This window comes from Lentzea sp. NPDC054927 (genome assembly GCF_053610285.1).
This window is the reverse complement of sequence record NZ_JBSGXZ010000054.1, coordinates 1-24,327: the sequence shown is the minus strand read 5'-3', so window position 1 is coordinate 24,327 and position 24,327 is coordinate 1. Positions and strand designations below refer to the sequence as shown.

The following is a 24,327-nucleotide window of genomic DNA, read 5'->3' as shown; positions in this document are numbered from 1 at the left end:
GGCCACCCGGCGGTCAGCTCGCCGGGTGGCGCAGCGGTGCCCCCGCGTCGTGCAGATGACGCAGCACCTGAGCGTAGGAGCGACGCAGAGTCGTTTTGCTGTAAGGAATTCCGTGCCGGGCGCAGAAGTCCTCGACGAGGGGCTGCGCGTGCCGCAGGTTGGGGCGCGGCATGTGCGGGTAGAGGTGGTGCTCGATCTGGTGGTTGAGGCCGCCGAGCAGGCCGTCGACCCACCGGCCGCCGGTGACGTTGCGCGAAGTCAGCACCTGCTTGTGCAGGTGGTCGAGGCGCTGGCCCGCGGCGATGATCGGCATTCCCTTGTGGTTCGGTGCGAACGAGCAACCCAGGTAGACGCCCATCAGGCCTTGGTGCACAACGATGAACACCACTGCCTTCACCGGTGACAGCACGAGGAACATCGCCGTCAGGTAACCGGCCAGCGGCAGGATCTGCAGCGCGGCTTCCCTCCACGGATTGCGCAGTTCGTTGCGGCACAACGCGGTGAGACCGGAGATGCGCAGCATGGCCGCCTCGGCGAGCAGCAGCGGGAAGAACAGGAACGCCTGGTGCTTGGTGATCCAGCTGTACACGCCGTGTTTCGTGGCGGCCTGCGCACGGCTGAACGCGAGGGCGTGGATCTCGATGTCCGGGTCGTGGTCCTCGTGGTTGGGGTTGGCGTGGTGACGGTTGTGCTTGGCCACCCACCACTGGTAGCTGATACCGGTGAGGCCGCCGTGCAGATGCCCGACCACGTTGTTGTTGCGGTGACTGCGGAAGATCTGCCGATGCCCGGCGTCGTGGCCGATGAACGCCAGCTGCGTCGAGGCCACTGCGAGGGCGGCCGCGGTGAGCAGCTGCCACCAGGAGTCGCCCAGCAGCACGAACGTCACCGCGATCGCGCCGAGCAGCAGCGCGTTGATCGTCATCCGCACGAAGTAGTAACCGAGCCGGCGGTCCAGCAGGCCGGCGGCCTTGATCTCCTTGGTCAGCCGCGCGAAGTCGGTGCCGGGTGGGCGTTTCGCGATGTCGGTCGAGTCGTGCGTCGTCGAGGTCATGTGCGCTCCGGTTCGCTGGTGTGGACGTCGGCGGGCAGCACGTGCTCGTCGGCTTCATCCGACGCCAGGGGCCGGGGCCATCGGTGGCGCTGTTCACAGCGCCCGTGGTGGGATTCCCCTCCACATCGGCCACAAACCCGGCGGGCTGGGCAGAGGAAGGTTCTCTCCTCACCGTACGGCAGTCAGCAGTCCGGCGAGGAGTAGTGCCGCGCCAACGGCGGCGCCGAGCAGTTCGACCGCCAGCAGCCGGCGCCGGGCCCACCGGGCGTACGCCACGTTCACCACGGCGTGCGCGGAGGCGGTGACCAGCACCCACCACGGCCCGGCGGTCAGCAGGAGGGTCGCCCCGAGGTGGAACGAGGTCGCGGCGACGCCGCGAATTCCGCCGTGCACGGGATGCGTGCTGATGAACCCGCCCTGCGACCTCAACTGTTCGGCGGCCTGTTGACCGATCGGTGAGCTGAACTGGGCGAGCTTGGTGGCACCGGCGAACACGAGCCCGGCCAGCGCCCAGCCGAAGCCCGCCCAGAGCGCGGAGTCGACACCGCTGACCACGACCAGCACGAGCGCGAGCCGGACCACCTCGTCGGTGGTCCCCGATGTCACCGCGAGGATGGAGTCGCGCAGCCGGACGGCGTGCAACCGGCCAGCGGAGGCCAGCACCGGCAGGCGTGCGGCCAGGGCGACCAGCCATCCCAGCACGCCCAGCAGCGCCGCGCCCGCCTCCGCGACGCCCAGCGCCACCACCAGGACGGCCGCGAGGAGCCCGAGAACGCCCGCCATCACGGCGGCGCTCGCCCGGATCCTTTCGGCGACCCTGGTCGATCCCGTGCCTGGCTGTTCGCTGCTCACTGATTCGTCGATGGCCCCACGCTACGCCCGCACTCGCGCCGCGGCTCAGGCATCCGGGCGATAATCGTCCATTGTGGAGTAACGCTGGGTGCTCGGGCTACCAGCTCGACCGCGGCCGGTTGACCCTCGTCAGCGCGGTGACCTCCGGTGACCGGGCGTTGACCTGCTCGGCGACGTCGGACAGCAGCTGGCCGGAGTTGCGGGCGTAGTTCCGCATGAGCGAGAAGGCGTCCTCGACCCCGATCTGCAGACGTTCGGTCAGCACGCCCTTGGCCTGCTCGATCTCGACGCGGCTCGCCAGCGCGGTCTGCAGCTGTTCGGCGAGCAGCTCGTCGTGCCGGGCGGATCGCACCTGCAGGAGGCTGATCGTCGCGATGTTCGCGAACGACTGCGCCAGTGCGCCCGTCGCCGCGGGGAGTGCACCGGGTGAGGCGCGGAAGAGGTTCAACGAACCGATGACGTCTTCTCGCAGTCTCATGGGCACCGCGTCGTACGCTTCGAAGTCAAGGCCCACCGCCGCGGTGCTGAACCGCGGCCATCGCTGTGGTTGAGCGCGCAGGTCGGAGCACTGCACGGTCTTTCCGGTGCGGAAGCATTCCTCCGAGGGGCCGTCTTCGCTCTGTTGCAGGAAATACTCCATCGGGCGCACGAGTTCGCTGGACGTGGCCACCAGTTTGAGCACACCCGCGTCGTCGGCCAGCACGATCGCGGCCGCGTCCACGGCCAGCAACTCGACGCAACGTTCGGCCAGCACGTGCAGGAACTCGATGCTGTCGAACCGCTCCACGAGCGTGTCGGCCAGCTCGACGAAGGTTTGTGCCACCCGTTGGTCCGACACCTGTTCCACCTCATCAATTGTCGTTGTCGGCCGCGGCAACAGAGTCATCGCCATCTCGGCCAGTTGCACCACGCCGGCGATCTCGTCCGGTGTCAGGGCGTTGTCGGTGTCGCGGTGGACCTCCAGCGCGCCGATCGCCGTGGCGCCCTGTGTCAACGGGAACGCGAACACCGCCTCGACCCCGGCCTCGACGGCGGCGGGGGTGAAGCTCGGCCAGTGCGCCGAGTCCACGAGCTCGGGCGCGAGTACCGGCCGGTTCCGCAGGGTCGCTTCGAACGCGGGCCCTTCCCCGAGCGAGGTCTGCAGCTCCGCGACCTCCTCGCCGCAGAAACCGGTGGCTTCGAACAGGCGGACGCTGCCCTGACCGGTGCGCAGGTAGATCGCCGTGCCGACCGCGTTCGTCACCACCCCGGAAGCGATGCAGACGTGGCGAACGGCGGCCCGCCGGGTTTCACCCACGGTGCTCACTGACATCTCCTCACGAGATCCAGAGCAACCGCGGGGGCTGGGCGGCTTTTGTTCAGCGTAGCCCCACCGAGGCCGAGATCAAACTTTTCGCGCTTTTCGCGCCATCTGCGTCAGTCGCCTGCTGGAGCAGGATGAGAATGTGGGGGGCTGAACGGCCCAGTAGCCGGACTTCGGCTGGCGCAGGCTGACTACCAGCACCGACAGGCGAGCCGGTGCTCGCAAAATATTCGAGGTCATTCCGGTTTGCCGTGCTGGAATGAGTGTAGTGTCAATTCTGCCGGGAATATCTCGTACCTGAGCGGTCAAGCTCATGTCGTACTCGGCGAAACCAGAACCGGCTGATTTTTTCGGCCGGAGACGGGAGCCCCGGCATGACGTCGGCCCCTCACCAATCCATCACCCCACTGGCTGTCACGGCCACCGAGCAGCCTCGGTATCCGCTGCGATTGCGGTTGCGGCCGAAGGCGCTCACCACGGGGTATGTCGACGGTGCGTGGTGGCCGCGGTCCCGGGACCTCGCCGCCGAACTGCCCGCGCTGCTCGCGGTGCTGGCAGTTCGGCTGGGTGAGATCCCGCGGGTGAGCTACAACCTGACCGAGTGGGACACCGCGCCGAGCCAGATCTCCGTTGACGGCATCCGGGTGCGGCTGAGCGGGTTCTGGTCCAGGCCACCGCACACCGTGGACGTCATCTCCGGCGACCGGCGCCGCCACACGTTGCTCCTCGTCGCGCCGGACACCGACCCGTCGGCCGCCCACCAGATCATGATGCGCGCCGCACTCCGCGAGAACGCCGACACCGTCGAGCAGTTGCTCGGCGCGGAACTCCCTCGCACCACCACGCCGGCGCCGGACACGGGCAGCCGGATACCCCAGCAAAACACGCGAGGAACTCGATGACCACAGAGGTTTACACGTCCGCGTACGAACGCCGGCTCCAGATGGTGCAGGACGTGTTGTCCGGCCGGGCCGAGCTCGGTGACAAAGCCGCACGGGACGTCGCCGTGCACGTGCTGCGCGCACTGGACCACATCCCGGAGAGGGTGCGGTGACCTCGCCCCGCCAGGAGCGCGAGGAACGCCCGGCGCGGAGCACTCGGCTGCTCCGCGTCGGATGCGCGTTCACCTACCGCGCGGAGGTGCCCACGCCGGCCGTGTTCCTGGTCGGGGTGGCGCGCAGCGGTGACGTGCTGGTGAGCCGTGAACACCTGGCGGTGCAGCCGGAAACGCCGGTTCGGCACTACTTCGACCTGTACGGCAACAGGTGCGCCCGTGTCGTGCTGCCCGCGGGTCTGTCCACTGTGGACTACAGCGCCTGGGTGGACGTGCCCGATCGCGTCGAGGACGTCGACGAGGACGCACAGGAGACGGCGCCCGACGATCTTCCCGACGACGTGCTGCTGTACACCCTGCCCAGCCGCTACTGCGTGTCCGACGTGCTCGGTGACGAGGCGTGGTCGAGGTTCGGCGCCAGTCCGCCCGGCTACCTGCGGGTGCGGGAGATCTGCCAGCACGTCCACGACACGCTGAGCTTCGGCTACGGCACATCCGACTCGCAGTCCACCGCCGCGGACGTCAACGCCTCCGGCATCGGTGTCTGCCGCGACTTCGCGCACCTGGCGATCTCGTTCTGCCGTGCGCTCAACATCCCCGCCCGCTACGCCTTCGGCTACCTGCCGGAGGTCGGCGTGCCGCCCGACGACGCGCCGATGGACTTCGCGGCGTGGATGGAGGTGTGGCTGGGGAACCGCTGGTGGACCTTCGACCCGCGCAACAACACGACCCGCAAGGGACGTGTCGTCATCGGCCGCGGCCGGGACGCCGCCGACGTCGCCATGGTCACCACGTACGGCGGTCCGGTGCTGGAATCGATGGCCGTGCACGCCGAAGAGGACCTCGCGCCGGCCTGGCGGTGACGGTGCGGATCAACGCGCCGGTGGATTGGTGTCCTTGGTCGCCACCAGCGCCGTCATCGCGATCGTTCCGGCGATGACGCCTTCCGCCACGATGCTGAGGTGCTTGTTGTGGCTCCTCGAATAACGGCGCAGGGTCTCGAACGCCTGGCTCATGTCGCTCTGCATCCGCTCGGCGAGCACGCCCTTCGCCTGTTCGATGAGCACCCTGCTCTGCAACGCGTGCTGCAACTGCCCGGCGAGCAGGTCGCGATGACTGATGACCTGGGCCTGGAGCAGGCCGATGGTGGCGACGTCCGCCATGGCCTGCGCGACCCGCAGCGTCGGCTCCGGCAGCGATCCCTCCGCGACGGTGAACAGGTTCAGCGCGCCGATGGTCTGTTCACGCAACCGCATCGGCAGCGCGTGCAGTGCGCCGAACCCGGCATCCTTGGCCACGGACGAGAACTCGGGCCATCGTTGCGGGGGATCGGTGAAGCTGGCGACCGTCACCGGCACGCTGGTGAGGTAGCACTCCATGCACGGGCCCTGCCGGTGCTGCAGTTCGAAGAGCTCGAGCAGCCGGGCGCGGTCGCTGGAGGCACCGACCACCTGGAGTTCGCCGTGGTGGTCGACGAGCAGGATGCCGGCGGCGTCCACCTCCAGCGTGGCGACGCAGCGGTCGGCCAGCAGGTGCATGAACTCGACCGGGTCGAAGTCGGCGACCAGGGTGTCGGCCAGCTCGACGAACGTCTCCGCCAGATTCTCCATGGACATGGGCGTCACCTCTGTTGATCGATCGCCGGGACGGGGGGAGTGATCATCTGGGATCAGACCGGACCCTCCGGACTCAGTCGCAGACGCCGGGCGACGACGTCACGGGCGACGTCGACGACCGACTGGTCATGAGCGAACGCGTGCGCGCGCAGTCGCACCAGTGCTTCCTCCATGCTCACACCCAGTTGGACGGACAGCATCCCGGTGGCCTGGTGCACCTCGGCACGGCTCAGCGGCATTCCGTCGGCTGGAGGAAACGCGGAGTCGAGGTGCTGGCGGGTCAGCTCGTCCAGCAGCAGGGACATGATGAGGTCGGCCACGACGTGCGCGTCCTGCACCTGTTCCGGACTCAGCGGCCCAGGGCTCGTCCGGTGCAGCACGAGGGCGCCGATGCGGATCGCACCGCTGCGCAACGGGAACACGAACATCGCTCGTGCGCCGGCGGTGATCGCGGCCGGTACGAACAACGGCCACCGCTGGTCGTTCTCCCACGAGTCCAGCTGCCCCACCAGTACCGGCACCCCGGACCGGACCGCGTCCTCGGAGGGCCCCTCGCCCAGGGTGAACCGCAGGTTCTCGAGCTGGGTGCCGATCTCGTCGGTGGAATACCGGGACTCGCCGCGGCCGGTGCCGGTCATCAGGGTCAGCTGGGCGCCGCTCACCCCGATCAGCCCGATGCACGCGTCGCACACCGCCTCGCTGGAAGTGGTGATGCCGCGTGCCGCCGCGTCTTCTGCGAGGTACGACAGGAGCTTGGCCAGTCGTTCACCGCTCACCGCCGCCACCCTCCGTTGCACAGAGCATCCCACGCGCGGCTGTTCACGGCGGAACAGGGCGCGGCCGGGTGATCACCGCGCGCAGTGCTTCGAGCGCCTGGTGCTGCACCAGCCGCACCACCGCCGTAGTGGTGCCGAGCACCCGTGCCGCCTGCTCGGCGGACAGACCGTGCACAACGCGCAGTTCCAGCACCGCGCGTTGCTCGTCGGTGAGCACCTCCAGATGCCACGGGCCGGGCTCGGCCGAACGCTTCATGGCCCTGGCGGCGCCGGCGTGGCGGTACCGGCGTCGATCCGTTCGGCGAGCGCCAGTGCACCGGCGTGGCCGCGAAGCTTGCGCGCGTGCGCCGCGAGCGGGCGGAAACGATCGCGCACGCGGGCCGATCCGACGTTCTCCGACGTCTCGAGCGCCCGCAGGCCGGTGTGCACGCCGGCCTCGACGTCCCCGTCGATCATCTGGCTGGTGGACAGCAGGATCAGGCAGAGGGCCCGGCTGCGGACCATGCCCTCGCCGTAGCCGTCGACCGCCGTGGTGAGCAGCGATACGGCACTCGCCGCGTACTGCCGCCCCGCGGTGCCGGCCAGGTCGGTGTGCACGGCTCCGGCCAGCCCGGACAGATCGGCCTCGGTGAAAAACTCCGCCCAGCCGGCCACGCCGGTGCGGTTCGCGGCTCCGAACTGCTCCTGCCCGCGGTCGAGCAGGGTGCGGGCACCGTGCTCCACGCCCCGCTTGGCGCACGCCCACGCCGCGTTGACCGACAGGATGCTGGCCGCGAGGTCGTCACCGGACCGCGAGGCCGCGAGCCGCCCGAGGTCGAAGTACCGCGACGCCTCGTCGAGCTGTCCGTGGTGCAGGAACACCCGGCCGAGCCGGTAGCACACGTTGGCGGTCAACCCGTCCGCACGGGCCAGCCCCGCGAGCACCAGGGCGTGGCAGAAGTGGTTGTGCGCGTTGTTGACCAGACCTGCGTCGAAGCACACCCAGCCCGCCAGGTTCCGCAGGTCGGCCATGGCGACGTGCAGCCGTTGCCGCACCTGCTCGCTCGCAGGCGTGGTGAGCAGCGGGAGACTTTCGCGGATCAGCAGCCGAACCCCGTCGAGACAGCTCTCGCCGCCACTGCGGTAGTCCGTCTCGCGCAACGCGCGGGTGTCCTCCTCCAGGCGTGCGACGTCCGAAAGCCCGATCATGGGACAGCACCTCAGACCATGGTGGTGGCGAGTGGCACCGCCGGGGGCCGGGGCGGTCTGGGTCGTCACCGATTCTAGTCCGCGACGCCGTCGCGTCCGGCCACTGTTCGGCCGCAAACTTGATCGCCACGACCAATTGCGATAACCACTTGCCACCAACCGGGCGGCCGTGCGTTGCGCGCCGCGACAGCCTGTTCGGGTACTTCGCTCGCCCGCTCGTGAGGCACCTGTCGAGTGCTGCCGTCGAGCAACTCAGGGTCTTGACCAGGCAGCGGGCAGCGGAGCAAGGCGTGTCAGATCACTCCGCAACGCTGCAGGTCAGCATGCCTGTGTCACTAGATTGAGTAAATCTGTAGTGGTGGAGGTAGACATTCGCCATCGGTCGTGTGTACTGTTCGATAGGTCGCGAGAGAGAGAACGTCATATCGGCACGGGAGATGACGAACTACCCGTGAGTCAGTGCAAGACGCAGTACGGATGCAAGTGCTAGTGCACGGTGGTCGTCCGCCGGAGCCGATCTGTAGAACGGGCTCCGGCGGACACCGAAGTCAGTACACGGAACAGAAGTCAGGTACCAGAGGAGAAGGGAAGGGTTGCACACCATCGGATCGCCCGTCTCCGGCTGAAGTTCGCCGGGCGGGTACCGCGGTTCCATCGAGATCGGCAGGTGGTCTTCGGTTAAGCACAAGCAACGATCCCCGCAGTCCCCGTCTCTGACGCGGGCCAGGCGGAAGAAGTAAGACGGCCTCACGGTCGATTGATGGAAGTGAAACCCATAAACCCTTGGGGCCCCGGTGCTACTGCGCATCGGGGCCCCTCGTGATGTGGAGGCGCGATGACCCCAGAGACATCCCAACCGGAACCCGTCGAACCGCAGACCGCGGCCGAGAACCTCGACGACGACCACTACCCCGCCTACACCATGGGCCGGGCCGCGGAAATGCTCAGCACCACAGCGGCTTTCCTGCGCAGCCTCGACGAGCAGAAGCTGATCGAGCCCCAGCGCTCCGCCGGCGGGCATCGCCGGTACTCCCGCTACCAACTACGCCTGGCCGCCCGCGTGCGCACCCTGCTCGACGAGGGCATCGGCCTGGATGCCGCCTGCCGCATCGTCACCCTGGAAGACCAGCTCGACGAAGCCAGGAGCCACAACACCCAGCCGCCGCCGCGCACACCCGACGAGCCGTACCCGCCGTTGCGAGGCCTGTGACCCGGCAAAGCCGGGTCGTCGATCCGAAATCCAGCAACAACCGTCCACCGAACCCGGGGCAGCGGCGGCTGCCTGAGGTGGGTGGTTCCGCTCTCCTCCTCTGACAACCTGGGCTCATGCGGTTGCCCGGATGCCGCGCTGGGCAACCACGCCTGATCGTTGTGTTCGACCGATGCGGGTGGTGTGGTTGATGGCCCGACTGCTCGGAGGTTCTGCCGTGGACGGCGATGTGCTGCGACCGGGTGATGTGCTGGCGGCGGCCGAGAGCGCACCGCCGGTGGAGTCGGTGGAGGTCGTCGCGCGCGACCTCGCGGAGCGGTTCAAGGCTTTCGACGTGTCGTTCCTGCTGATCGACGTCGGCGATGAGCAGCTGGTGCGACTGACCTCGACCACGTGGAACCTCGGCGGGGGTGGCGCGGCGCGCATCGATCTGCGGGACAGCACCTACGAGGAGGTGCTGCGCACCCAGCAGCCGTGGCAGGAGCAGGACGGCAACGGCGTGCGGGTGGTGCTGCCGGTGACCAACCGCGGCGACTGCGTCGGCGTGCTGGAGGCGACCGTGCCCTCACTCGACGAGGAGATGCTGGCGCAGCTGGGCGAGGCCGCTCACGCACTGGCCTACGTCATCGTCACCGACCGCCGCTTCACCGACCTCTACCACTCCGGCAGGCGCACGACGACGATGAGCCTGGCCGCGGAGATCCAGCACCAGCTGCTGCCCACGGCGTCCTGCTGCGAGGCTGCCCAGTTCACCGTCGCCGGCGCCCTGGTACCGGCCCACGACATCGGCGGTGACACCTACGACTACGCCCTGGACCGCGACGTCCTGCACTTGTCGATGACCGATGCCGTCGGTCACGACGTGGGTTCGGCGATGACCGCGACCCTGCTGGTCGGTGCGCTGCGCAGGGCCCGCCGGGCCGGCGACGACCTGGTCGAGCAGGCACAGCAGGCCAACCACGCCCTGCTGAACCACCGCCTGGGATCACTGGCGACCGGACTGCTGGTGCGCGTGGACCTGCGCGACGGAGCGGTCGAACTGGTCAACGCGGGCCACCCCGCACCACTGCTGCTGCGCAACGGCGTCGTGGAGCCGCTCAAGCTGAAGGTCGACCTGCTCTTCGGCGTCAAACCGTGCCCCTACCGGGTGCAACGGCTGAACCTGCGTCCAGGAGACCGGCTGATGCTGCTCACCGACGGCATGTTCGAACGCGCCGCGGAAGAAGTCGACCTGCCCGCGCTGCTGCGCGGCACCGAAGCGCTGCACCCCAGGGAGGTGGTACGTGCGGCGACCAGGGCCGTGCGGCGTGCATACCGCGATCACCTCCAGGACGACGCCACCGTGCTCTGCCTGGACTGGCATGGAATCGGCCGCACCGAACGCCAAGCCGACAACGGCGCGGACACGGACTCCGCCTCGCCCTCGCGTCCTCCCTCTGCGCGCGGTCACGGTGATCATGGCGACGGTGGTCGGGGTTGACCTTGCTGTTCGGGTTCGGCAACGTCCTGAACTACGGGAAGGTCGCGTTCGACGCGGTCGGTGCTCCCCCTGGGATGCGGGCGGCGGCCGTGGCAACGGTTGCCAGGTCTTCGCTCGAGAAGCCGGCGCGACTCAGCACCGCCAGGGATTTGTTCGTTGCCAGCGTGCACAACGCCAGCTCTGCCGCATCCTGATCATCGGCCCCCGCCGCCAGCAACGCCTGCTCCAGCATCGCCCGCACACCGTCGATCATGGCGCGGACCATCGCCTGGCCCTGCGCGTCGAGGGCGGGGAACTGCGCTGCCGACATCGTGAGCAGGCACCCGTCCGGGACCGTTGGGTCGGCGATGCGGTTCAGGGTGACCTGCAGGTAGGCGGCCACAGCGGCGCTCGGGCCCGAATGGGGGCCGGACAGCGCCTGGTCGTACAGCGGGTGGTAGGTCTGCGCGTACCGCTCGAGGCTTTTCCGGAAGAGACTGCCCTTGTCGCCGAAGGTGCTGTAGAGCGAGCTCCGGCCCAGACCCGTGCCCTCGACCAGGCGGTCGATCGAGGCCTCCGAATAGCCCCAGCGCCAGAAGACGTGCATCGCACGTTGCAACGCCTCGTCCACGTCGAACTGCTTGCGGCCCACCATGGTTCATCACCCTACGCATCTTGTATCGATCGTTTCAAGATGGGTAGGGTCACCGGCATGACAAGTTGCACTGATCGTTCCAAGATGGGTACGGCCGACGTCACGACAAGCTTGAGTTCGCTGCGGCTGCCCGACGGGTTCACCGACGTCTTCGTCAGCCGGTTCGTGCAGCTGGACGGACTGCGGCTGCACGCGGTCACCGGCGGGGACGGCCCGCCGCTGCTGCTGGTCGGCGGGTGGCCGCAGACCTGGTACGCCTGGCGGGAAGTGATGCCAGCGCTCGCCCGCGAGCACACCGTCGTCGCCGTCGACTCGCGCGGGGCCGGGCTGTCCGACAAGCCCGACAACGGTTACGACGCCGGCACGCTGGCCGCCGATCTGGTCGCGCTGATGGCCGCGCTCGGGCACGACCGGTTCGACGTGGTCGGCCACGACATCGGCATGTGGACCGGATACGCCCTCGCCGCCGATCACCCCGAGCGGGTGGGCAGGCTCGCCGTCGTCGACGCCGTCATCCCCGGTCTCACGCCGATTCCGTCGGTCTTCAGCCCGGCCGCGGTCAACCAGCGGCTCTGGCACTTCGGCTTCAACCGGCTCACCGACCTCAACGAGGAGCTGGTCCGGGGGCGGGAGCATCTCTTCTTCGGCCACCAGTTCGCCACCAAGGCCGCCACCCCGGCCGCGATCCCCGCGTACGCCGTCGACGTCTACGTCGACGCGATCGTCGCGGATCCCCGCGGGCTGCGTGCGAGCTTCGCGTATTACCGGGCGCTGGACGAGACGATCGCGCAGAACGAGCGGCGCGGCAAGACCCGGCTGACGCTGCCGGTGCTCGCCATCGGCGGCGCGCGCTACAGCGGCGCGATGGTCGCCGAGACGATGCTGCTGGCGGCCGACGATGTCACCGGGGTGGTCCTCGACGATTGCGGCCATTACGTGGCCGAGGAGCAGCCGGCACGGTTCACCGAGATCCTGGAGGACTTCCTCGTGTCAAACCGATAGCAGGCGTGCCGCAAGGCTGAACACATCGGTGGCGGAGTCTCGCGAAGTTCACCATGTGCGCGGGCGTACGACCGCCAACGTGCTCGAGGTGTGTCCTACAACGCCGCCCTGCGGCCCGTCGCCAACCGGCTGGGTTTTTGGGGCTCGGCCCCAAAAAGGCACAACGAAGCAAAAAGGCTCACGCTCTTTGTGAGCGTGAGCCTTTCATTTTGCCACGTACGCCGCCAGGGACTCGAACCCCGGACCCGCTGATTAAGAGTCCTCGGGTGGACCCCGACGGTGGTGCCGGGTGATGTTGATGAGTGCCGTTTCAGCACGTGAATCCCAGGAAGCGCCAGGTGCTCCTGTCGCGTCGTGCCGCCCTGTGTCGTTGCAGGTCGGGGATCTCGGGCTCCTCGGGCTCCGCTTCCGGGTCCTTCACGACGTTGAGCGGGCGGTCACGGTGATCACGGCCGAGGTGGTCGGGCTGACGTTCCTGTGGGACTGCGTGGGCGGCGCGAACCAGAAGTGGCACCGCGGCTGACGGCCCGCAGGTAACGAGAAGCCGGTCGAGACGAGTCTCGGCCAGCTTCTCTGATGGTGCGGACGTCGGGGCCGTGGGATCCTGACCCGCCAATTCGTGGGTCAGGTCCGCCGGTGGTCCCGACCGCTATCGAACGCGATGCCGGCGACCGGTCGGTTCTGGTGATCAGGTGTCACGCAGGCCGGAGCGTGACTGTTGGCCTCGGTCGGGTGTTGCGGCGGTTCGGGACTTCCGTACAGGAAGAGGACGGCAGCGAGAGCCGCGACGTCTAGCAGATTGAATTGGCCACGATACTGGACAAAATGTCCCGACTTGCTCGGCTGATTCTTCGCCATCTTGACCTCCGTGCGTCCAAGTGGATTGCACTCAGTCTTCGAGCTGTGGCTTGCCGACGGCTTGGCGGAGCAATTCAAACTGGCTTGTCTGCCTTGCTTCCGGCTTGAACAGCGTTGCCTGCATACCACGTCCGGGACCTGTGAGACCCCCGTGTGCCTGCATAGACACCAACGGTGTACTGGTTTCGTGACAGATGGCGTAATTGCGCACGTGGTCGTATCGAGGGGCAACTGCAGGCTGATACCGTTCTCTCTCCTGATCGGCAAGATGACCACCAGTTCAAGCCGGGCTCGTGGTGCAGGTTGCCTGATACGTCGACAGCCAGGTCCGAGGGAGCGACACGTGGATCTACGCGACAAGGTGGCCCTGGTGACTGGCGCTAGTCGAGGTATAGGTCGCGGCATTGCGATCGCGCTCGGCGAGTCGGGAGCGCGCGTGTTCGTCGGTTATGTCGCGGACAAACGCGCGGCGGATGAGACTGCTGCCGCCATCGAGGTCGCGGGTGGTACGGCTGTTCCGGTGTGCGCGGACCTGGCTGAACCTGACGGGGTGGATCGAATCCTCGATGCCGTTGCCGCGGACGGTGGGCACGTCGATGTCCTGGTGAACAACGCGGGTGCAATCTTGAGACCTGCTGGATGGGCCGAGCTCCAGGGCGTTGACCTCCACAGGACCATCGAACTCAACCTCACCGCACCTATAAGGCTGATCACCAGCATCGCGCCGTCGATGCGCGAGCGGGGCTGGGGGCGGATCGTGAACTTCACCAGTACATACGCCATGGCGGGGTGTGCGCCGATTCTCGCCTATTCCTCGGCAAAAGCGGGAATTATTAGCCTCACTTATGCGATGGCGCGTGAACTGGGCCCGCACGGCATCACGGTAAACGCGATCGCGCCGGGCAACGTGGACACGGCGATGACGCGGGCCGCAGGTCCTGACGCCGTCAGATGGGCGATCGAGACCACGCCGACCGGGCGGCTCGGCACGCCGGAAGACATTGCTCGCGCAGCGCGTTTCTTGATCGAGAACGAATTCGTCAACGGACATGTTCTGACGATGGATGGCGGACAGATTCTGAATATGTGAGGAGATGGATATGAAACCTGCGCGATCTGACCTGTTGACGTTGTTATCCGACGTCAAGCGGCAGCGGCTGCCGGACTTGGTGGAGCGGACGCTGGCAGACAAGGCATCTGTTCGCCGCATCGCTGAGATCTCGTATCGACACGACAACGGCTTCACCAAGCTTGTGGTCGGGGCGACAGCGCAATCGCGGATCAGATTCCACATTTGGTCGACAAGTCAGACCAGCGAATCAAACGTGCACAACCACAGGTGGGATTTCGCATCCATGGTCTTGGCCGGTGCGTTGCACATGGAGTACTTCGACATCGCCTCCGGCAACGTCGATCCTTCCAGGCCCGAGATAGTGGAACTGGAGGCATTCCAGTACCTACCGCCTAGTCGACAGGATTGCTACGAGCTGCGGCGGTTGGGACCTGTGAATGCCGTGCGGCGGTCCGACATCGTCGCTGACACAGGTTATCTGTACCAACTTGCCCATGACAGGCTGCATCGAGTCACTGCGCCGGTGACGCCTGCGGTGACCTGTTTCATAAGCGCTCCCGCAAAGACTGATCACACCACTGTGCTGCGCCACCCCGCTGCCCCACTCGAGGACGGAAGGGTGAAGCGCTTGACGGTCGCTGAAACCCGAACCGAGCTGAGCATGATCCGGAACCTGTTAAGCACGCCCTGAGGAGACTTCGATGGCTCCTCCGTCCCGAGTCCGGATCAACGTGCTCGGCCCACTGGAAATTGTCGACCTGGATCAGGAGATGCTGGTGCCGGCGCGTGGCCAGCTCGCGCTCTTCGTTCGCTTCTTGGTGGTCAGGGCAGGCCAGGACCTGTCGATTGACGCGCTGATGGGGTTGATCGCTACTGTCAGGCGAGTGCCTGCCGGGCTTGAACAATTGCGCAGCGACGTGCACGGGCTGAAGCTTCGTGCTGCACGGTTGCTCGGAACCCAGCGCATCACGACCCGGCGTGCTGACAACACCTTCTACGGATTTCAGCTCGCGGACGGAGACTCGACCGATCTGCTGGAGTTCGACGAACTCGTGTCCGCTGCGCGCGGTGCTGTGAAGGATGATCCGTCGGCTGCGCTGACGGCGGCCGAGCGTGCGGTGTCTTTGTGGCGCGGCAATCCTGCAGGGCCCTACGACGACGGCGTGCTGACCGACGGCCTCGGAGCAGACCACTTCAACGCCCGCCTGCTGGCAGCCGAACAGGTGCTGTGCCAGGCACTGATCCAGGTCGGGTCGCGTTCCGCGCTCGAACGCGCGGTCGAGATAGCGCGGGAACTGGTTCGTCACCCAGATCACCGGTTCGAGGAGTCACTGCACTTCTTGCAGGCCGAAGCCTTGCTCGCGCTCGGCAACGAAAGCGCCGCAGTGGAGGTGTTCGACAACTTCGTCTACAGCCTCGGCGGCAAGGCCTCGCTCAAGTTCCAGAACCTGATCCGGCGTGGGAAGCGGAATGATCCAGGCGCGGCACATCACATGACGGCGGCGTCGCCCTCATTCCTGGAGTGGCTGGCGGACACCGATCGCGCGGTGCGAAACCGCAAGATACAGGGCGGCCATCGGCTGCACGTGGGGGATCTGGTCGACCATCGGTTGCTGCTGCCGTTCATCGCGGCGGACGAGCAGCACACCAGTGTCATGGACCTCCAGCATGTCATGGAACAAGCCGCGCTCGCCGGCTCCCCGCACGGCCGGTTGCTCGTCACCGGCTCTCCTGGGATCGGTAAGAGCACGCTGTTGTTCTCGCTGTACCTGAGGTTGCGCTCGAAGCTGGACGGTCCGGGCGATCACGCGCGAACGGTGCCGTTCATCCTCGATTTGAGGCAGTTCCGCGATGCTGGGGTGGATCCTGACTTCGGGTCGGCGGCCTGGTTGCGGGAACGTTTCGAGACGTTGGGTCTACCCGATACGCGTGTCTTCCTCATGCTCGACTCGCTGGACGAGTTCATGGCCGGTCGGCAGCATCGCGACGTCATCTCCCTGCTTGAACGACCGTTGTTCTTGCGGGCGAACGTCATCTGTTGTCGTGAGGTCTTCTACGACCGGCACCTCAGATCTGGTTCGTTCTCGCTCAGCCGAGACGTGCTGACGCTGCAGGCGTGGTCTCCAAGTCAGCTGACCGACTATGCGGGCAGATTTTATCGCCACTGCTTTCCGGACGAGGCGAACGCACTGCTCGCCGCTCTGAGATCGCACCTGGAGGCGAGATTCACTCTTTCCGAGGTGTGCAGCACACCGATGCGCGCGAACATGCTACTCCATCTGCTGTCACCTGGGCCGGAACCGAGAACCGAGTTGTCCGCTGTGAGCAGCGTGATCGATCTGCCGTCGCTGTACCGAGCATGGATACATCGCACGCTCGAGGCGGAGTCGTCGCGGATGGGGGCCGTGCTGACCGCCGGTCAGAAGGGCGATATTCTCAGGTCCCTCGCCTGGACGTTCTACGACGAATCGCCGGTTGATCAGGATGATCCACCGAACTTCACCGTTGAGGAGTTGAACCGGCACGTTCGCGGCGCGCATGTGTTGCTCGGAGGGAACCTGCCCGACGTTCAGGTGGCCAACGTTGTCAGTGATCTTATTGATCATTCGCTGCTGGTGGAGTCCACCCTTCTGCCCTACCACGATAGCGCTATCGGCATGCTCAACTTCTCGCACAAGTCTTTCCAGGAGTTTCTCGTCGCTGATCACATCATGCGGGCGGTGCTGTCCGATGAGGCAAAGCTCCGTCAGCTGTTCGAGCGGTATCACTCCCCTGAGGTGGTGGAGTTTCTCCGTGACATGGTGACGTGCATACCACCTGGAAGCAGAACCTCACGAGTGATGGTTCAGATCTTTCTTGCAGCCTTCACTCGCAGTGCCGCTGGTCAAGATCAGGATGAAACGAGAAATGCCAGGTCGCAGCTCGCGTTGAGCCAGCTCGCCTACATCATGGCGAACGTTCCTGATCAGCGTGTCCTGCAGTTCCTGCTGAGGTATCTCGAACTGGAGTCCGACCCGTGGCTGCGTCGCAGCGTCATCGTGGGCCTCTCGTTCGCCGGACAGATCGATCTGCTCGACGGGTACATCGACCGCTTGCGAGCTGAACGACAAGCCGGCGGGCCTGCTCTTGAGAACGAAGTGAACGTGGGGGCGCAGCTGTCGTACTTCGGAGACCAACCGCTCGACCTGCTGTTGCCTGCGCGAGACCAGGGCATGCCGGTGTGCAGGAGAACTTTGCAACGGTTGATTTACCAGCTGCAGACCTCGACGCACCAGGCGAGTTGGCGACTGGACCTCTACAGCCTGCTCGACATCGCCACACGGAGAGTCTGCTCACTCGACGAAGCGGCCGAGATACTGCGGCGAAATCGACAGCTGCTGCGTCGGCTTTCTGATGAATTCGAAGTATATCCGCAGTGTGCGAACTGGCCGGAGATCAACGAGTTGCGAGCCGCGTTGGATGGCTTGTGAGATACGCCGGAAACGGCATATGAGAAAGGAATAAAAGGTGTCGATCGAGCAACGCTCATTCGTATCGGCCGCAGCGGCGACCAGGCGGTCGGTGGACGATGCGATGACAATTTTCTCCTACTTCTCCTCGGTCGACAGTGATGCGGTCGACCTTGTCGCCGCCGACCTGGACGGGCTGCATTCACTGCGCGTGAATCAGCGCAGCACCAAGCTCTACTATGTGGAGCACGGTGTCCTGGAAGTGACGGTTGATGGCAGGCGACGCGATGTGGAGGCGGGCGGTGCGACGCTGATCCGCACGGGTGAGAAGCACGAAATGGTTGGACATGAGGTGAGGATGCTGATCATCTGTTCACCCGCTTTCGATCCTGCGGACGAGGAAATTCTTGCCTGACGATCCCGCAGGGCTCCTCCGCTAAGTGCTGTCATCGCCGAGTAGGACGTGTTGTGGCCGCGGGCAAGATATTCGCGCCTGTCCGCAGCCACGGCACTCCGCAAGAGCAGCAGGGCCAGAGAAGAGCGCGGTTCGTCTGAAGCGGCATCGGGTCGCGGGTCGCGTGGTTGTACGACGCTCTCCACCTGGCAGCGAGCATCTCCTACAACATCTCCCGCGACACCCAGCAGAAGGGCGGTACCAGCTCGACGCGTTCCCGGAGGAAAACCACAACCTGTTCTCCGACCACAACGACTTCGCCAACGTCAACTCCGACAGACGATGCAGAAGATCGTGCGGTGCGTGAACGACGGGCGCAGGTGCTCTTGACCGTCGCCTGACCCATCACAGGGAGCCTTGCCGGAACTCAACTCTGGCAGGGCTCCCCTTGGGCGTTGAAGGGCTGGCGTGAACTTCCCCGCCTCGGCGAACTCCCGCAACGTCACCAGCTTCCCCCTGCTCGATGTCGCGCTGGCCGGTACCGCCTGTCCAACGACGAGATCGCCGCCCGTCTGTTGGTGAGTCCGGCCATGGCCAAGACCCGTGTCACGTGCGATGGTCGAGCTCGGCGCCAGGGACCGCGCGCAGCTCGTGGTGTTCGCCTACGAGGCCGGCCTGGTCCGGCCCTGCTGGCTCCCGTGACGGCGGTGACCTGCCGCCAGGCACCCGACCCCCGGATCCGCTGATGTACGACACCTCCGGGTCGCCGTTGGCAGCAGCCCTGAAGTAGGCGCTGAGTTCAGGGTGAGGTCAAGCACTCTCATGTGCCGCACGAGTGCGGGCAGCCCGTTGCTCGTAGACGTTCCCGGCGGTCGCCGCGGCGAGTGTTCATAATCCAGCAGTACGGCGGTTTGCGAGTACCAAAACTTGAACGGTGCTGAGCACTCAAGTTCAGAAACTCAGTCCCATGTGGACAGAACCTCGTACGCCAATTCCGGACTCTTCAACGTGATGCTCAACGCAGATACCACTTGTGTCACCGCGACGACAACCGTCTCGGTCGGCATGCTGGCCAGTGCTGAGTCAGCCACACGGTCTGGCTTCGTCACCGTTCCGAGTAGTCCGGCTCCAGGTTCCGGGCAACCGACGGCTGTCAGGTCGAAGTCCTCGTCGGCCTGAAGTCGTTGTGCGATTTGAACGGTGTCCGCCCACCACCTGAGTGCCTCCGCGCGAAGTGCCGGTTCATCGCGTGGGTCGTTGCTCTTCAGCGAGCGGAGTTCTCCGGCGAGCCGACCGGCCACGGCCGGGTCGATGGCTGCCGCGGCGGCCAGGACGCGGACCTGGAGAGTCCGGACGACGTTGCTGTCGTCGGAGCTGTACACGATCACGCACGCCATCTCGACGGGGTGGCGGAACAGCTCGCGCGCTACTTCCTCAGTGCGGGTCTGACCTGCCTCGGCCGCTATGGCTGTCAAGAAGCTCAGCGTCGCCATCGTCTTTCGTCTGCACTCGTCGGGCATCGCACCGGGCTGTGGCAGGAGTTCGTTCACCACTCCGTAGAGCCCGTCAAGAGCGTCATCCTCTTCTGCGTCGATCGCCTGCAGCACAGGAAGGAGAAGCTGCGCGGCCTCCGGGTTGGGCGATGCTGCGACGGCCTGGACCGGAGCGGCTCCGAAAGCCATGAACGCATAGAACACGACGTGGTGGAGCGGACCCGTCGTCATCTCGGTGTCGCCGAGCGTTGAGTGAAACTCGGGTTGCTGTTGTTCGAGGAGTTCGGGGTGTAGCAACGCCATGCGTACGACGAGGAGTGCGTCTGCGGCGGTCCCGAGTTCGGTTTCCGTTTCCTCGTCGGACTCTTCGAGATCGTCGCTGTCTCGCTCCGCCAGTTCGTTCACCAGCGGGTCGATCGCGTCGCTGTCGAGGCCGGCAAGCCACAACCACGGGGAGCGGGCGTGCTCCAGCGTGTCTTTGCCGAACGTGGCGAGCACTCGGAAACCAGCCCACAGCAGTGCGCGGAGTTGGTCACGCAGACGTTCTTCGGACGGTTCGACGTCGGCCGACTCGTCATCCCGGAGACCGTGGCTTGACCTGAACTCCTCGATGAGGACGTGCCCGCGCATTCGGTCGTCATCGTCGTAGTCGGTCGACGGCGAGTCGAAGTCGTTCCGGATGGTGAGCAGGAGCGCTTCGGCAAGTTCGGGATCACCGTCGCCGCGAGCAATCAGTTGGTGTCGCGTGCCTGTTATTGCTTCGCGTCGGCACGCGGCGACCAGGAGCGCGCCGAGTGTGCCGACGATTTCGCGATCCCATGGGTGTTCGCGGATGGCGCCGGCGATGAGGTCGGTGGCGTCCGCGGCTCGTTCGGCTTTGCCGGTCGGGTCGGCGATATGGCGGACCGCCGCAGCGATCAAGTACTGAGCCGACATCTCCTGGAACTCGCGGGGAAGGTAAGTGGCAACCGGCCAACGTGGTGCGTCGTCGTTCAGTTCGGGCAGCCAACTGCCAGACGGTTGCGGTGCTTCAAGCTTTTCCACGCGCAGTGAATCGAGGGTCCAGCCGAACAGCGCCGGTGTACTGGCCAGGTGGTGTGCGAGGCTCATCCCCGCTTCGGTCGCCACCTCGAACCGGCCGGTGGCGACGGCGATGCCGATGAAGGCGCCGTCCGGATGTGTCAGGACACGTGCGTCGACAACATCACGAACTTCTTCTTCTTCTTCTTCTTCTTCTTCGATCGCCGGAGTTTCCCAGCCTGTTTGGATGAGCTCCATGATCAACTGAGGGCGCTGGGCCTGAGTCACCTCGTCGGCGGTTCCGGGATCTGGATCAGAGACTTCGATCCACACTGCGTACGGCACCTGCGGTTCCTCCTCATGTGCCCCGACCCGACGCTGAAGCTATCCCGCGATTTGCTTCGTTGTGAACCCTTCGGAAGCTGTAATCACTGCATTGGTGGATCTTCATTCGCTGTTTCGTGGCATTCACTTCATCTGACGACAGACCACCTACCTGCGAGCCGGAACCGTGTTCCTGCGGGGAGTTCGATGCACCTGAAACCGGCCACTCGACTGCTACCTCGAACTGGCCCTGCACAACGCCCAGTTCCACCGCATCGCCACTGGCCGCATGCCACAACTGTGCCCGGCATCGGCATCGTGCTTTGAGCCCTTGGCAAGGTAGGCGTCGCCGCCACAAAGACAGGTGCTCGCCTGGCGGTAAGACCGGAGCCATGCAGCATGACGGCTGCTGGTAGGTGAGCACTTGGCTATTGCGGAGCGGTTGAGTCCTTCCCGAGGCGCGTGTGCTTGCCAGTGGTCGGGGATGAACGACCACTGAAGGGATGTCGTGCCCATCGTGGCGCTGGTGTGAGCACAGGACCACTGACTGCAGGCGTTCTCCCGCTGATCGAGTGCTGCCGAGGCGTGGATGTACGTGACGTGTTGTTCGTCGGTGATGACTTGGCAGAAGGTCATCACGACATGGAGATCATGGACGCGACCGGCCGCAAGCTGGTCGCCGTCCGGCTGCCGAAGGTGTGAAAGGCATCACGCGGCTGCACGCGCTGATCGCCGATCACTCCGATGGGGTGGGACCTGAGCAGGTGCTGATCGCGATCGAGACCGACCGCGGCCCGTGGGTGACTGCACTCGTCGCTGCCGGGTATCGGGTGTTCGCCGTGAACCCTCGCCAAACCGGACAGTTCCGCGAGCGATTCGTCCTGGCCGGGGCCAAGAGCGATGCCGCGGACGCGCACGCATTGGCCGACATGGTGCGCACCGACTCACACCAGCTACGCCCGGTTGCCGGCGACAGCGACCTGTCCGAGGCGATCAAACTGCTCGCTCGCACGCATCAGACCCTGACCTGGGACCGCCAGCGCCAGGTGGCACGCCTACGGGCACAACTTAGGGACTTCTACCCAGCAGCACTCGCCGCGTTCCGGAAGATCTCGCCGCTCCTGACGTGCTCAACCTGCTAAAGCGTGCCCCCGACCCGGACGCCGCAGTCAAGGTCACGCGGGAGCAGATCGTTGCAGCGCTCCAGCGTCCACGCAGGCGAAAGATCGACGAGCGGGCCGAGAGGATTCACAAGGCTCTGCGCTCCGAGCAGCTGCGCGTACCTGTGGCTCTGCAACGCGTGTGTGCCGTGACGGTCAGTCGTTAGTGGCGGTGATCGCCGTGCTCGTCGCGGAGATCACCACCGTCGAGAACGAGATGGCCAATCGCTTGCGCAAGCACGTGGACGCGGAGATCTACCTGTCCCGGCCAGGCATGGGCGAGACCCTGGGTGTCAGGGCGCTCGGCGAGTTCGGCGACGACCGGGCCCGGTACGCCAGCCCGAAAGCACGCAAGAACTACGCCGGCACCAGCCCCGTCACCATCGCCTCCGGCCGCATGACCACCGTGAACTGCCGATACGTGCGCAACACCAGACTCATCGACGCACTCATACGCCAAGCCATGAGCGTACTGGGCACCTCACCCGGCGCACGCGTCTACTACGACCGCCAACGCGCCCGCGGCGTGCCACACAACGCCGCCCTGCGCCACCTCGCCAACCGACTCGTCGGCATCCTCCACGGCTGCATCGCCACCCGCACGACCTACGACGAGACCACCGCCTGGGGCCACCGCCTCGCTGTGGCTTAAGCCCTTAACCCCAGGGATGTCCTCGGGCTCGCAAACCATGATCCAGAACGACGAAAGGGAGAATTCGGATGAGCACGCAAAATGCAAAGAAGCAGGTAGAGACGAATCTCTACCTGCTTCTCTGGAGTACGCCGCCAGGGACTCGAACCCCGGACCCGCTGATTAAGAGTCAGCTGCTCTAACCAACTGAGCTAGCGGCGCTTGTTTGTGTGCCGGTCACTTGCCGTTCCGACGTGAAGAACGTTAGCACACGCCTCGGAGGCGCTCCCAATCGGCTGGTCAGCCCTGGTTTGGAGGTGCATCCGCCACGTAACGATCCGGCCACTTGAGCAACTTCGGGCCACCTCCTGTCGTCACCTACTCGGGGGACGCCAAAACGACTTCGTGCAGGCAGTCTCGGGAGCGGCGACAAGCAGATCGGAAGTACGTCGATGGGGATGTGGGGCAGGCGCGGTCGTGGGGTGGTCATGGCGGGAGTCGCTGTGATCCTGATCGCAGGCTGTTCAGGTGGCGGCGGGAACGCCGGCGGGTCGGGGGATCCGTCGTCGAGTGCTCCTCCGCCGCCGAAGCCTGTCACTTTGACGCTGGCGTTGAACAACGGCGCGGCTGACGTGTCGCCCGGGTTACCGGTGATCGCCACCGCGGCGGACGGGAAGCTGACCGAGGTCAAGCTGACGAACCCCGAGGGCAAGGTCGTCGAGGGGAAGATGAACCCCGAGTCGACGCAGTGGACGAACACCGAGCCGCTCGGGTACTCGAAGACGTACAAGCTGAGCGCCACGGCGACCGGTGAGGACGGCAAGCCGGAGACCAAGGAGTCGACCTTCACCACGGTGAAGCCGCGGACGCTGACCTACGTGTCGACGAACCCGCAGGACGGCACCACGATCGGTGTGGGCCAGCCGCTCGCCTTCTACTTCGACGAGCCGGTGGCCGACAAGGTCGCGGCCGAGAAGATGCTCGAGATCACCACCGAGCCCAAGGTCGAGGGCGCCTTCTACTGGTTCAACAAGAAGGAGGTGCACTGGCGGCCGCAGGAGTTCTGGAAGCCGGGCACCAAGATCACGATGAACATCAAGGTCTACGGCAAGCACATCGGTGACGGCATCTACGGCCAGGAAGACCGCACGATCACGACCACGGTCGGCGACTCGGTGATCTACGAGGCGGACGGTCAGACGCACCAGGTCAACGTCAAGGTCAACGGCCAGGTCGTGCGGACCATGCCGACCTCGATGGGCAAGCCGGCCGACGCCACCCCCATCGGCACGTACGTGCTGATGGAGAAGCACGACCACATGATCATGGACTCGACCACGTACGGCCTGGCGCTGGAGAACGGCGGCTACAAGACGCCGGTCGACTGGGCGTACCGGATGTCGAACAGCGGCATCTTCTTCCACAGCGCGCCGTGGTCCATCGGCGACCAAGGCAACCGCAACGTGAGCCACGGCTGCCTCAACCTGTCGCCCGCGAACGCCAAGTGGGTCATCGACAACAGCAAGCAGGGCGACGTGGTCGTCGTCACCAACTCCGGTGGCCCGCCGCTGGAGCCGTGGGACGGCTTCGGCGACTGGCAGGTGCCGTGGGCGCAGTGGGTGCAGGGCAACCGCTAGTTGTGATGTCCAGGGGGGTTGGTCGGCCGGGTGATGGGTGGCTGGCCTCCGAGGGCGGAGTGGGCTCGGTGGTGATTGTAGAAATGGATCCAGCCGGGCAGGGCGGTTCGGCGTTCGGTT

The 24,327-nt window shown here is 65.9% G+C and carries 22 protein-coding genes, 1 tRNA gene and 2 pseudogenes; 14 read left to right on the top strand and 11 right to left on the bottom strand.

The window, feature by feature from the left end:
- Positions 1-13 precede the first annotated feature (13 nt).
- From ACWGE0_RS40930 to ACWGE0_RS40920, 3 genes are all read right to left on the bottom strand, one after another.
- A complete protein-coding gene (locus ACWGE0_RS40930; RefSeq protein WP_452266264.1) occupies positions 14-1,054 on the bottom strand; it encodes a fatty acid desaturase family protein in 1,041 nt (346 codons plus the stop codon).
- 168 nt (positions 1,055-1,222) lie between these two features.
- Positions 1,223-1,906: a hypothetical protein gene (locus ACWGE0_RS40925; protein ID WP_452266263.1), complete on the bottom strand. Its 684-nt coding sequence runs from the start codon at positions 1,904-1,906 to the stop codon at positions 1,223-1,225.
- A gap of 97 nt (positions 1,907-2,003) precedes the next feature.
- Complete coding sequence (locus tag ACWGE0_RS40920; protein WP_452266262.1) at positions 2,004-3,212, bottom strand: GAF and ANTAR domain-containing protein; 1,209 nt, start codon at positions 3,210-3,212, stop codon at positions 2,004-2,006.
- 371 nt (positions 3,213-3,583) lie between these two features.
- Between ACWGE0_RS40920 and ACWGE0_RS40915 the strand changes: the two genes are divergently transcribed.
- From ACWGE0_RS40915 to ACWGE0_RS40905, 3 genes are read left to right on the top strand one after another with little or no spacing between them, the layout of a single operon-like run.
- The gene (locus ACWGE0_RS40915) at positions 3,584-4,111 is read left to right on the top strand and encodes a DUF5994 family protein (protein ID WP_452266261.1); all 528 of its coding nucleotides are present in this window, start codon (positions 3,584-3,586) and stop codon (positions 4,109-4,111) included.
- Complete coding sequence (locus ACWGE0_RS40910) at positions 4,108-4,263, top strand: DUF6307 family protein (RefSeq protein ID WP_452266260.1); 156 nt, start codon at positions 4,108-4,110, stop codon at positions 4,261-4,263. Before ACWGE0_RS40915 ends, ACWGE0_RS40910 begins: the two co-directional genes overlap by 4 nt.
- Positions 4,260-5,126, top strand: a complete 867-nt coding sequence (locus ACWGE0_RS40905) for a transglutaminase-like domain-containing protein (protein ID WP_452266259.1) — start codon at positions 4,260-4,262, stop codon at positions 5,124-5,126. Before ACWGE0_RS40910 ends, ACWGE0_RS40905 begins: the two co-directional genes overlap by 4 nt.
- Before the next feature lie 9 nt (positions 5,127-5,135).
- On the opposite strand, the gene ACWGE0_RS40900 is transcribed toward ACWGE0_RS40905, so the two are convergent.
- The 4 genes from ACWGE0_RS40900 to ACWGE0_RS40885 are packed head-to-tail and all read right to left on the bottom strand — an operon-like array spanning position 5,136 to position 7,843.
- The gene (locus ACWGE0_RS40900) at positions 5,136-5,879 is read right to left on the bottom strand and encodes a GAF and ANTAR domain-containing protein (protein ID WP_452266258.1); all 744 of its coding nucleotides are present in this window, start codon (positions 5,877-5,879) and stop codon (positions 5,136-5,138) included.
- 53 nt (positions 5,880-5,932) lie between these two features.
- A complete protein-coding gene (locus tag ACWGE0_RS40895) occupies positions 5,933-6,655 on the bottom strand; it encodes a GAF and ANTAR domain-containing protein (protein WP_452266257.1) in 723 nt (240 codons plus the stop codon).
- 43 nt (positions 6,656-6,698) lie between these two features.
- The gene (locus tag ACWGE0_RS40890) at positions 6,699-6,911 is read right to left on the bottom strand and encodes a sigma factor-like helix-turn-helix DNA-binding protein (protein ID WP_452266256.1); all 213 of its coding nucleotides are present in this window, start codon (positions 6,909-6,911) and stop codon (positions 6,699-6,701) included.
- Positions 6,908-7,843 (bottom strand): tetratricopeptide repeat protein, encoded by a 936-nt coding sequence (locus tag ACWGE0_RS40885; RefSeq protein WP_452266255.1) that lies wholly within the window; start codon positions 7,841-7,843, stop codon positions 6,908-6,910. Before ACWGE0_RS40885 ends, ACWGE0_RS40890 begins: the two co-directional genes overlap by 4 nt.
- Positions 7,844-8,678: 835 nt before the next feature.
- Here ACWGE0_RS40885 and ACWGE0_RS40880 point away from each other — a divergent pair.
- Together ACWGE0_RS40880 and ACWGE0_RS40875 are read left to right on the top strand one after the other, a co-directional pair.
- Positions 8,679-9,053, top strand: coding sequence for a MerR family transcriptional regulator (locus ACWGE0_RS40880; protein WP_452266254.1), 375 nt, complete (start codon positions 8,679-8,681; stop codon positions 9,051-9,053).
- 190 nt (positions 9,054-9,243) lie between these two features.
- The gene (locus ACWGE0_RS40875; protein ID WP_452266253.1) at positions 9,244-10,533 is read left to right on the top strand and encodes a PP2C family protein-serine/threonine phosphatase; all 1,290 of its coding nucleotides are present in this window, start codon (positions 9,244-9,246) and stop codon (positions 10,531-10,533) included.
- Positions 10,534-10,564: 31 nt separating this feature from the next.
- On the opposite strand, the gene ACWGE0_RS40870 is transcribed toward ACWGE0_RS40875, so the two are convergent.
- Positions 10,565-11,167, bottom strand: coding sequence for a TetR/AcrR family transcriptional regulator (locus ACWGE0_RS40870; protein WP_452266252.1), 603 nt, complete (start codon positions 11,165-11,167; stop codon positions 10,565-10,567).
- A gap of 84 nt (positions 11,168-11,251) precedes the next feature.
- On the opposite strand from ACWGE0_RS40870, the gene ACWGE0_RS40865 reads away from it, so the two are divergent.
- The 7 genes and pseudogenes from ACWGE0_RS40865 to ACWGE0_RS40835 form a co-directional block, all read left to right on the top strand.
- Positions 11,252-12,169, top strand: a complete 918-nt coding sequence (locus ACWGE0_RS40865) for an alpha/beta fold hydrolase (protein ID WP_452266251.1) — start codon at positions 11,252-11,254, stop codon at positions 12,167-12,169.
- 364 nt (positions 12,170-12,533) lie between these two features.
- On the top strand, positions 12,534-12,692 hold the full coding sequence (locus ACWGE0_RS40860) for a hypothetical protein (RefSeq protein WP_452266250.1): 159 nt from the start codon (positions 12,534-12,536) through the stop codon (positions 12,690-12,692).
- A gap of 678 nt (positions 12,693-13,370) precedes the next feature.
- Positions 13,371-14,117, top strand: a complete 747-nt coding sequence (locus tag ACWGE0_RS40855; RefSeq protein WP_452266249.1) for an SDR family NAD(P)-dependent oxidoreductase — start codon at positions 13,371-13,373, stop codon at positions 14,115-14,117.
- A 10-nt stretch (positions 14,118-14,127) separates the two neighbouring features.
- Complete coding sequence (locus tag ACWGE0_RS40850) at positions 14,128-14,790, top strand: hypothetical protein (protein ID WP_452266248.1); 663 nt, start codon at positions 14,128-14,130, stop codon at positions 14,788-14,790.
- Positions 14,791-14,800: 10 nt separating this feature from the next.
- Positions 14,801-17,569 (top strand): BTAD domain-containing putative transcriptional regulator, encoded by a 2,769-nt coding sequence (locus ACWGE0_RS40845; RefSeq protein WP_452266247.1) that lies wholly within the window; start codon positions 14,801-14,803, stop codon positions 17,567-17,569.
- Between the two features lie 37 nt (positions 17,570-17,606).
- Positions 17,607-17,963, top strand: a complete 357-nt coding sequence (locus ACWGE0_RS40840; protein WP_452266246.1) for a cupin domain-containing protein — start codon at positions 17,607-17,609, stop codon at positions 17,961-17,963.
- Positions 17,964-18,487: 524 nt separating this feature from the next.
- Positions 18,488-18,644 (top strand): annotated as a pseudogene (locus ACWGE0_RS40835) (response regulator transcription factor); the annotation flags it as partial.
- 257 nt (positions 18,645-18,901) lie between these two features.
- Here the strand turns inward: ACWGE0_RS40835 and ACWGE0_RS40830 are convergent.
- Positions 18,902-20,788, bottom strand: coding sequence for a hypothetical protein (locus tag ACWGE0_RS40830; RefSeq protein ID WP_452266245.1), 1,887 nt, complete (start codon positions 20,786-20,788; stop codon positions 18,902-18,904).
- A gap of 591 nt (positions 20,789-21,379) precedes the next feature.
- Between ACWGE0_RS40830 and ACWGE0_RS40825 the strand changes: the two are divergent.
- A pseudogene (locus ACWGE0_RS40825) lies at positions 21,380-22,591 on the top strand (IS110 family transposase).
- Between the two features lie 127 nt (positions 22,592-22,718).
- Here ACWGE0_RS40825 and ACWGE0_RS40820 read toward each other — a convergent pair.
- Positions 22,719-22,792 (bottom strand) — tRNA-Lys (locus ACWGE0_RS40820).
- 281 nt (positions 22,793-23,073) lie between these two features.
- Between ACWGE0_RS40820 and ACWGE0_RS40815 the strand changes: the two genes are divergently transcribed.
- Positions 23,074-24,207, top strand: coding sequence for a L,D-transpeptidase (locus ACWGE0_RS40815; protein ID WP_452266244.1), 1,134 nt, complete (start codon positions 23,074-23,076; stop codon positions 24,205-24,207).
- Here the strand turns inward: ACWGE0_RS40815 and ACWGE0_RS40810 are convergent.
- Positions 24,204-24,327, bottom strand: a 124-nt coding sequence (locus tag ACWGE0_RS40810) for an integrase core domain-containing protein (RefSeq protein ID WP_452266295.1), incomplete at its 5' end; no start/stop codon positions are given. The genes ACWGE0_RS40815 and ACWGE0_RS40810 overlap by 4 nt on opposite strands.

Coding starts and splice junctions, on each gene's coding strand:
- ACWGE0_RS40930 (WP_452266264.1), bottom strand. CDS start 1,054: ATGACCTCGACGACGCACGACTCGACCGACATCGCGAAACGCCCACCC.
- ACWGE0_RS40915 (WP_452266261.1), top strand. CDS start 3,584: ATGACGTCGGCCCCTCACCAATCCATCACCCCACTGGCTGTCACGGCC.
- ACWGE0_RS40910 (WP_452266260.1), top strand. CDS start 4,108: ATGACCACAGAGGTTTACACGTCCGCGTACGAACGCCGGCTCCAGATG.
- ACWGE0_RS40900 (WP_452266258.1), bottom strand. CDS start 5,879: ATGTCCATGGAGAATCTGGCGGAGACGTTCGTCGAGCTGGCCGACACC.
- ACWGE0_RS40890 (WP_452266256.1), bottom strand. CDS start 6,911: ATGAAGCGTTCGGCCGAGCCCGGCCCGTGGCATCTGGAGGTGCTCACC.
- ACWGE0_RS40885 (WP_452266255.1), bottom strand. CDS start 7,843: ATGATCGGGCTTTCGGACGTCGCACGCCTGGAGGAGGACACCCGCGCG.
- ACWGE0_RS40880 (WP_452266254.1), top strand. CDS start 8,679: ATGACCCCAGAGACATCCCAACCGGAACCCGTCGAACCGCAGACCGCG.
- ACWGE0_RS40875 (WP_452266253.1), top strand. CDS start 9,244: ATGGCCCGACTGCTCGGAGGTTCTGCCGTGGACGGCGATGTGCTGCGA.
- ACWGE0_RS40870 (WP_452266252.1), bottom strand. CDS start 11,167: ATGGTGGGCCGCAAGCAGTTCGACGTGGACGAGGCGTTGCAACGTGCG.
- ACWGE0_RS40865 (WP_452266251.1), top strand. CDS start 11,252: ATGGGTACGGCCGACGTCACGACAAGCTTGAGTTCGCTGCGGCTGCCC.
- ACWGE0_RS40850 (WP_452266248.1), top strand. CDS start 14,128: ATGAAACCTGCGCGATCTGACCTGTTGACGTTGTTATCCGACGTCAAG.
- ACWGE0_RS40845 (WP_452266247.1), top strand. CDS start 14,801: ATGGCTCCTCCGTCCCGAGTCCGGATCAACGTGCTCGGCCCACTGGAA.